Source organism: Luteibacter sp. P1_D3, assembly GCF_056406135.1.
The window spans coordinates 1-5536 of the sequence record NZ_JBFUAT010000074.1 but is presented as its reverse complement, the minus strand read 5'-3'; the positions used below and the strand labels follow the sequence as shown (position 1 = coordinate 5536).

The following is a 5536-nucleotide window of genomic DNA, read 5'->3' as shown; positions in this document are numbered from 1 at the left end:
CCCTAAGCACGATTGGACCCGCGGATGATCGCCCCGGAGTTGGATGGTCGTCCAGCTGCGGGGCGTTTTTCGTTTTGGCGAGTGCGTCGGCGCAGGATACCGTTTACAGGGGGATATCGTTGCATGACAAAGCATTTCGAAAAAATTTTCGTGCCGGTGCTGTTCTGCATCTACCTGCTGACGGGAGTCTTCATTCATTCTGACTACGGTGTTTCCTGGGATGAACCCATCTCAAGAACGAATGGCCTGGTCAACCTGAAATACGTCGAGGGAAAATTCAGTCCAGGCTTGCTTACCGACGCAATAAGGGATGCGCCCGATCTGGATCGTTGGCAGGACAGAGATTACGGTGTCGCCTTCGAGCTCCCACTAGTTGCTCTCGAGCAGGCATTCGGCGTTAGCGAAGAGCACACTTACGCATTCAGGCATCTGGCCATCTTCCTGTTCGCGTCGCTAGGCGTACTGGCGATCTACAAGACCGCAAGATTCGTCTACGGCGACTACAGGCTCGGCCTCCTGGCAGCGCTCATGATCATCCTGTCGCCAAGAATATTTGCCGAGTCCTTCTACAACTCGAAGGACATCGTGTTCATGGCTGCGATGTCGATGGCCATCTATACGTTGACCAGGCTGGTCACGACCGCCAGGTTCACGGTGGCGTTACTCCACGCAGCGATCTCCGCGTTTGCCATCGATGTTCGCATCATGGGAATCGTGATCGTCGGCGCGACGGTCCCAATCCTTGTCGTCAGAGCTATCAAGAAGGAGACCTCGTGGGCTCGCGTCGTAGCGTGTGTCCTGATCTATCTTGTGGCAACGGCCTTGTTCGTCATTGCGCTGTTTCCCTACCTGTGGGATGACCCGATCGGCCACTTCATGGAGGCCTTCGCCAACATGGCGAGGTTCCGTTGGAACGGCTGGGTGCTTTACCTGGGTACTGCTTATCGGGCACCCGGATTGCCGTGGCACTACGTCCCTGTGTGGATTTTCATCACCACGCCTCTGGCGTTCAGTGCACTCATGGTCATGGGCCTCATCCACGGCGTTCGCATCTTGTGGAAGAACGGTCTTTCCCTTTGGACTTCCGACGTGCAGATGGCCGAGCTCAGCTATCTGTCGCTTCTTTTCGGTCCTGTTCTGGCCATCCTGGCAGTCCACGCCGTCGTCTACGATGGATGGCGTCACTTGTATTTCGTCTACCCGGCCTTCGTGCTGGTCGCCGTCGGCGGGTTCGTCGCGCTGATGCGCCGCGCCAGGCACGCCAGGCTTTCACAATGGGCTCTCCTGGGTGCTGTGGGGATGACCTTTTGTGCAAATGCCTACTGGATCGTTCGGTCCCATCCTTTGCAGAATGTCTATTTCAACGCGCTTGCGGGAAGGCACTGGAAGGATAAGTTTGACCTCGATTACTGGGGCCTGGGCAACCGTGCTGCGCTAGAATCCGTGCTTGCGGGCGCCAGTAGTCAGGTCATTGCGATAAAGCCGATCAGCCAGACTCCATTGGATCGGGCTTTGCTGTCGATGCCGCACGACGACCGGGAAAGGTTCCTGTTCTCCGCGCCAGAGTCAAAGCCCGAGTTCATCCTTACGAATTATCGATTCGACAGTCTATGCGAGGGAAGGTGCGACCTTGGTGACTACGATCTCTATTATCAAAAAAAGGTGGGCGGCGAGAAAATCGTCTCCGTTTACAGGATTCGTAACGCGGCATTGTCCGACAAGATCACGCGTGCAGAGCGTGAGTACTCCGCCGATGAATTTCGCCAACTAAGTTTTCATATCACGGGACGATACAGGCGCGAGAAGCAGACGTACGTTGACGTCAAGATCGAAAATGCCGGGCCCGGGTCAATCGCTGCGGAATCGTCAGTGGGTAAGCCCGTTCGCGTCTCCTGGCGCTTCGTGGATGCGCGTGGGGTGCCTAGAAGTGGCTGGAACACCCGCAGGGCCTTACCTCATGACATACCTTCTCACGGTCAAGTCACGGTCAGTATTCCGATCGAAGCCAGTAAGGAAGTTGAAGGGGGCTCTTTACAGGTTTCCATGTTGCAGGAGCAGGTCTTCTGGGCTCACGATCTTGGCGTTCCCCCTGCCACGTTGGCGTGGACGGCGATCGATCAGTGACGTCAGGTCGGCCGCCTGGGGCATGCGCGCGTGCGCCGCATACGCGAAGGCCTGGGCCGGTTCGAACCGGGCCCAGGCCTTTAGTGGCGAACGGAAATGTTTCGGCGTTTTAGCCGATCGCCGCTTCTAGCTCAGGCAGGATCTTGAACAGATCTCCCACCAGTCCGATGTCGGCAATCTCAAAGATCGGCGCTTCGCCATCCTTGTTGATCGCGACGATCGTGCCCGCATCCTTGATGCCGGTCAGGTGCTGGATCGCCCCCGAGATGCCGATAGCCATGTACAGCTCCGGCGCGATGATCTTGCCGGTCTGGCCGACCTGCATCTCGTTCGGGCAATAGCCGGCATCGACGGCGGCGCGGGACGCACCCACGCCTGCACCAATCTTGTCGGCGAACTTGTAGATGATCTCGAAGTTTTCTTTCGAACCCACGCCACGGCCGCCGCTGACGACCTTGGCTGCACCTTGAAGGTCCGGGCGGTCGCTCTTTCCCTGCTGCAGGTTCACGAAGCGCGTGTGCGAGGGCAGGGCGGCATCAATGGTCAGTGCCTCGACCGGTGCGTTGCCGTTAGACGCTGCTGCCGGCCAGGACGCCGTACGGATCGTGGCGACGACCGTGGAGGCGGCGTCGACTTCGACGGTGACGATGGCGTTACCCGCATAGATCGGGCGCTTGAAGCTATGCGCGCCCTCCACGCTCATCACGTCGCTCACCTGCGACACGCCGAGCAAGGCGGCCACACGCGGGGCGAGGTCCTTGCCGAATGTGGTGGAGGGGGCGAAGACGTGCGAGTAGCCGGCGGCCGCCTTGGCGATCTGCGGGGCGAGGATGGCGGCGAGGGTGTGTGCATTTTCGGCACGAGCGACCGTCAGCACTTTGCTGACGCCGTCGATTTTCGCCGCTTCGGTCGCAACCGCGTCGGGCGCGTCGGACAGGACGATGACGTCGATGGCATCAGGCTTGGCGGCAACCGCCGCGCTGACAGCGCGTGCCGTGGCGCCATTGAGCTTGCCGTCGAGGTGTTCGGCGATAACGAGGATCTTGGACATGTCGATTCTCCGGTCGGCTGCTTTACAGCAGACCCTTCTGCTTGAGGGCCGCGACGAGCTCGGCGGCGTCCTTGACCATCACGCCCTTGCTGCGCTTGGCCGGGGCCGCGTAGTGCGTGGTCTTGATGTGGTCGGCGGCATCGATGCCCAGCGAGCCCAGCTCGAGCACGTCGATCGGCTTGGCCTTGGCCTTCATGATGTCCGGCAGCTTGATGAAGCGCGGCTCGTTCAGGCGCAGGTCGGTGGTGATCACGGCCGGGAGGTCGGCTTCGATGGTCTCGAGGCCAGCATCCACTTCGCGGGTCACCGTGGCCTTGCCGTCGGCAATTTCGACCTTGCTGGCGAAAGTAGCCTGGGGGCGGTCCCAAAGGGCCGCCAGCATCTGGCCGGTCTGGTTGGCGTCGTCGTCGATGGCCTGCTTGCCCAGGATCACGAGGCCGGGCTGCTCTTTCTCAATCAGCTTGAGAAAGGTCCGGGCGGCGGTCAGGGGGGAGACGGCCTCGGCGGTCTGGACGTGGATGGCGCGGTTGGCGCCCATGGCCAGGCCGTTGCGCAGGTGGGCGGTGAGGTCGGCTGGGCCGATGCCGACCACGATGACTTCCTCGGCCACGCCCTTCTCGCGCAGGCGCAGAGCCTCTTCAAGGGCGATATCGTCGAAGGGGTTGGCGGAGAGCTTCACGCCGTCCGTGACGACGCCGGTGCCGTCAGGCTTCACCTGGATGCGGACGTTGTAGTCCACGACGCGCTTGTAACCGACCAGAATCTTCATTTAGGGCCCTTTGGCAGACGTTCGGGCCTAAGCCCGGCGACAGATGGACGAGTTGGCCGGGCATTATAGCGCGGTGGCTGGATGCGGCATCGTGCGTCGCAATACCGTCTGGCTTTCGTGTCTGGGGCGACTTTACTTGACGTGGTAGTCGTGATGTTCGAGGTGCTGCAGTCGGACGTCCACTCGTTCCAGGAGTTTCCTGTTTGTCGCGATCAGGTCTCCGATCAGTCCCATCATGAACAGGATGAGGCCTACCAGGATGCACAGCGCGCTGAAGATCACTGACTGGATGTGGCCCTCGCCGGATCCGCTGAGGTAGTAGTACAGGAACCGCACGCCCGCAACGAAACCAGCGGTGCCGAAAATGCCGCCGAGCCACGCGAAGAACGCGAGCGGGCGGTAGATAACGAACATCCGGAGGATGGTGAGCAGCGATCGCTTGACGTAGCTGTAGATGCTCCTCACCAAGCGTGACGGACGCAGGTCGGGATTCGTCCTGATCGGCACCGAAATCACGCGCATGTTGCTCTGGCCCGCCTGAATGATTGTCTCCAGCGTGTACGTGTAGGCGTTGAACACATTCAGCCGCATGGCCGCTTCGCGTGAAATCGCACGGAATCCGCTCGGTGCGTCCGCGACGTCGGTGTGGCTGGCGATGCGTACGGCCCAGCTACCGACACCCTGCAATCTCTTCTTGATCCAGGAGAAATGGTCGGTGTCGCCGATTGGACGGGCACCGATCACGATCTCCGCTTCTCCGGCGACGATCGGGGCAGTCAGGCAGGGGATATCGGCGCCGTTGTACTGGTTGTCCGCATCCGTATTGACGATCACATCCGCACCGAGTCGCAGGCAAGCATCGAGGCCTGTCATGAACGCCTCGGCGAGCCCTTTGTTAACCGAGTGGCGAACAACATGATCGACGCCGTTCGCGGTGGCGATCTCCGCTGTATCGTCGCTGGAGCCATCGTCGATGACCAGCCACTCGACGGCGTCGAAACCCGGTACCTGGCGGGGGAGGTCAGCGAGCGCTATTGCCAGTGTCTGGGCCTCGTTGAGGCACGGAATCTGAATTATCAGCTTCATAGGGCCCCCTGGTATCGGTCGGCTGTCATCGTTCCCTCCATGGCGAACCTGTCGGCATTTCCTGCTTTCAAGACTCACACGTGCTCAAACATATAATATATTTCAGTTTTATGTCAGCCATGGCGCTGGTCACTGTAAGCGCGTGTCGCGCAGAGAGCTCGTCAATCGCTGATTTTTTCACGATCGTCAGGCATATCGTTCGTAAGACAACGCCTTGCGACGCCATACGTTGACGGAGGAGCGGCTGCACTGCGGTTTGAAGACCAAGGCACAATGGGTCTCGGCTCATGCCTTCGGGCTGTGGCGCGCCGTTTCGCGCGCCACCTCATTGCGAATCATCTCAATCACGGGATCGTCTCCGATGCACCAGCGTGTCCTCTTCATTACTCGCAAATGGGCACCCGCCGTCGGCGGCATGGAGACGTATTCGCTCAAGCTGACCGAGGCATTGGCCTCGCGCTCCGCCCTCGACGTTAAGACGTTGCCCGGTCGGCCCAATGGAACTC

4 protein-coding genes are annotated in these 5536 nt (G+C 60.2%); 1 reads left to right on the top strand and 3 read right to left on the bottom strand.

Annotated elements, in window-relative coordinates:
• Nucleotides 1-123: 123 nt before the first annotated feature.
• Nucleotides 124-2124 (top strand): ArnT family glycosyltransferase, encoded by a 2001-nt coding sequence (locus AC1DYM_RS22710; protein WP_477342275.1) that lies wholly within the window; start codon nucleotides 124-126, stop codon nucleotides 2122-2124.
• A gap of 109 nt (nucleotides 2125-2233) precedes the next feature.
• On the opposite strand, the gene AC1DYM_RS22705 is transcribed toward AC1DYM_RS22710, so the two are convergent.
• The 3 genes from AC1DYM_RS22705 to AC1DYM_RS22695 all read right to left on the bottom strand — a co-directional run bounded on the left by AC1DYM_RS22705 (nucleotide 2234) and on the right by AC1DYM_RS22695 (nucleotide 5108).
• Nucleotides 2234-3175, bottom strand: coding sequence for an electron transfer flavoprotein subunit alpha/FixB family protein (locus AC1DYM_RS22705; RefSeq protein WP_477342273.1), 942 nt, complete (start codon nucleotides 3173-3175; stop codon nucleotides 2234-2236).
• Between the two features lie 22 nt (nucleotides 3176-3197).
• Nucleotides 3198-3944, bottom strand: a complete 747-nt coding sequence (locus AC1DYM_RS22700) for an electron transfer flavoprotein subunit beta/FixA family protein (RefSeq protein WP_477342271.1) — start codon at nucleotides 3942-3944, stop codon at nucleotides 3198-3200.
• Between the two features lie 132 nt (nucleotides 3945-4076).
• Nucleotides 4077-5108, bottom strand: a complete 1032-nt coding sequence (locus tag AC1DYM_RS22695) for a glycosyltransferase family 2 protein (RefSeq protein WP_477342269.1) — start codon at nucleotides 5106-5108, stop codon at nucleotides 4077-4079.
• Nucleotides 5109-5536 lie beyond the last annotated feature (428 nt).

What these genes read in the sequence shown, in the direction of transcription:
- AC1DYM_RS22705 (WP_477342273.1), bottom strand. Translation starts at nt 3,175, where the DNA reads ATGTCCAAGATCCTCGTTATCGCCGAACACCTCGACGGCAAGCTCAAT.
- AC1DYM_RS22700 (WP_477342271.1), bottom strand. Translation starts at nt 3,944, where the DNA reads ATGAAGATTCTGGTCGGTTACAAGCGCGTCGTGGACTACAACGTCCGC.
- AC1DYM_RS22710 (WP_477342275.1), top strand. Translation starts at nt 124, where the DNA reads ATGACAAAGCATTTCGAAAAAATTTTCGTGCCGGTGCTGTTCTGCATC.